4 protein-coding genes are annotated in these 2,261 nt (G+C 72.8%); 3 read left to right on the forward strand and 1 reads right to left on the reverse strand.

Features of this window, described 5'->3' with window-relative positions; all coding sequences use genetic code 11:
• Positions 1-208: hypothetical protein (locus AC1DP0_RS21040; protein ID WP_478088371.1), on the reverse strand; the 208-nt coding region annotated here is incomplete at its 3' end.
• Here AC1DP0_RS21040 and AC1DP0_RS21045 point away from each other — a divergent pair.
• Genes AC1DP0_RS21045 through AC1DP0_RS21055 form a run of 3 tightly spaced genes read left to right on the forward strand, consistent with a single transcriptional unit; the run spans position 189 to position 1,998 of the window.
• The gene (locus AC1DP0_RS21045) at positions 189-749 is read left to right on the forward strand and encodes a YqgE/AlgH family protein (protein ID WP_478088374.1); all 561 of its coding nucleotides are present in this window, start codon (positions 189-191) and stop codon (positions 747-749) included. The two genes, AC1DP0_RS21040 and AC1DP0_RS21045, sit on opposite strands and share 20 nt — an antisense overlap.
• A gap of 49 nt (positions 750-798) precedes the next feature.
• A complete protein-coding gene (locus AC1DP0_RS21050) occupies positions 799-1,665 on the forward strand; it encodes a glutamate racemase (protein WP_478088377.1) in 867 nt (288 codons plus the stop codon).
• Positions 1,666-1,674: 9 nt separating this feature from the next.
• Positions 1,675-1,998, forward strand: a complete 324-nt coding sequence (locus AC1DP0_RS21055) for a DUF3039 domain-containing protein (protein ID WP_478088379.1) — start codon at positions 1,675-1,677, stop codon at positions 1,996-1,998.
• The last annotated feature ends 263 nt before the right edge of the window (positions 1,999-2,261 follow it).

Genomic DNA, 2,261 nt, shown 5'->3' on the forward strand with positions numbered 1-2,261 from the left:
ACGCGGCCCGCGCCAGGGCCAGCGTGGCGGCTCGCGCCCGCACCACGGTCGCGACGACCGCCGGGACGACCGACGTGGTGACCGCACTGACCGTGGGGACGGCCTCGTCTCCCGCTGGGGCGACGACGAGCGCGGCGGCCGCCGCGGCGCTCGCTTCTGAGCGGTCGCCGGTGTGGAAGGCTGGGCCCGTGAGCTCGACGTTCCACACCGGCCGCCTCCTCGTGGCGACGCCGTCCGTCGGGGGCGACGTGTTCCATCGATCCGTCATCCTCATGCTCCACCACGACGACGACGGCGCTCAGGGCGTCGTTCTCAACAAGCCGCTGTCCGCCGAGGTGGACTCGGTGCTGCCCGGGTGGCAGCGTGTCGTCACGGCTCCGCACGTGCTCTTCCAGGGCGGTCCGGTGTCGACGTCGTCGGCGCTGGGCCTCGTCACGGTGCCGGGCGACAAGCCGGAGCCGCTCGGGGTCAAGCGGCTCTTCGGCTCTATCGGGCTCGTCGACCTCGACGTGCCGACCCCGGTGGTCGCCGCGGAGCTCGCGGGTCTGCGGATCTTCGCCGGCTACTCCGGTTGGGAGGCGGGCCAGCTCGAGAACGAGGTGCTGGGGGGCGACTGGTACGTCGTCGACGCCGAGGTGCGTGACGCCTTCACGCCCGACCCCGAGGCCCTGTGGCGTGAGGTGCTCCGGCGCCAGCGCGACAGCCTCGCGTACGTCGCGAACTTCCCCGACGACCCGTCGATGAACTGACGTGGGCGTGCCAGAGCTCGTGCGGCCTGCGACGACGGAGTCTCCCGAGATGCCGAGGTCGACGAGGCGAATTGCCTTCGTCGACAGCGGACTCGGGCTCCTGGGGTATGCCGACGCCCTCCACACGCTGCGCCCCGACCTCGGTCTCGTCCTCTCGCTCGACCCGGACAACATGCCCTACGGGCCGCGCACCCCGGACGAGGTGCAGCGGCTCATCCTCGCCTCGGCGCGCGCCACCCTCCCGTACGAACCTGCCGCCATCGTCGTCGCGTGCAACACCGCCTCGGTCCACGGGCTCGGCGTCCTACGTGCCGAGCTGGAGCCGGACGTGCCCGTCATCGGCACCGTCCCGGCCATCCGCCCGGCGGCCGCAGCAGGTGGGCCGGTCGCCATCTGGTCGACCGCGGCGACGACGTCGAGCGACTACCTCCGTGGCCTCGTCGACGCCTTCGCCGCCGATGTCGAGACGTATCCCGTGGCGGCGCTCGGCCTCGCCGAGGCCATCGAGTCCGGGGACCGCGCGAGCATCGACGAGTGCATCGCGTATGCCGTGTCGCGGACCCCCTCGGGAGTGCGCTCCCTCGTGCTCGGCTGCACCCACTACGGGCTCGTCGTCGACCGCATCGTCGGCGCCCTGGGCCGCGACGTGACGATCCACGACTCCCCGGTCGCGGTCGCCCGCCAGACCCTGCGCCGCATCGGGCTCGAGCCCCACCCGACCGCTCCCGCGGGAGGAGTCGAGGCCGTGCTCCTCAGTGGTCGAGCCGGCGCGCTCCCGACGTCGTGGGGGTCCTACCCTGCAGGCCGACGCCTGCTCGCCGCGCCGCCCACGGTTCGACCGGCCGGAACGAGCCGGCGAAACGACTTCAGGGACCGGGAAGCCGACGTCGTTCCGGCCGCTCGACCCCAGCCGTAGACTGCCGGCATGAGCACGATGCCTCCCGACCCGTTCGAGCCCGAGCCGCTGCGGGGCACGAGCACGGCCACGATCGAGCGCGAGGAGGTCCGCGAGGAGCTCCAGGAGCCGGGTGACCACGAGCGCTTCTCGCACTACGTGCGCAAGGAGAAGATCCTCGAGAGCGCCCTGTCCGGCGAGCCCGTCGTGGCGCTCTGCGGCAAGATCTGGGTCCCGGGCCGCGACCCGCAGAAGTTCCCCGTGTGCCCGGTCTGCAAGGAGATCTACGACGGCCTGCGCGACCCGCAGGACGGCGGCGACGGAGGCAAGTCCGGCGGCGACGGGCAGTCCTGACCGGCTCGTCCGAGGCCTTCGCTCGGCACTTCCTGAACGGTTCTTTACCCGTCCCGGCTCCGCCGTTACCGTCGTGTGCCTACAGTCGCTGGGGTCGMTGCCTGACCGGGCGTCGTGTCGGACGAGAAAGGCCACCCCATGAAGCTTCGCTCCCTGATGCTCGCGGCACCCCTCGCACTGGCCGCGGCGTCGCTCGGCGCCCCGGCGCAGGCCGCGCCCGTGCTCGACGGCCACGACCGCCCCGCCTGCGTCGACCCACAGGC

The sequence above is a fragment of the Terrabacter sp. P5_B1 genome, assembly GCF_056400505.1.

Coding starts and splice junctions, on each gene's coding strand:
- AC1DP0_RS21055 (WP_478088379.1), top strand. CDS start 1,675: ATGAGCACGATGCCTCCCGACCCGTTCGAGCCCGAGCCGCTGCGGGGC.
- AC1DP0_RS21050 (WP_478088377.1), top strand. CDS start 799: ATGCCGAGGTCGACGAGGCGAATTGCCTTCGTCGACAGCGGACTCGGG.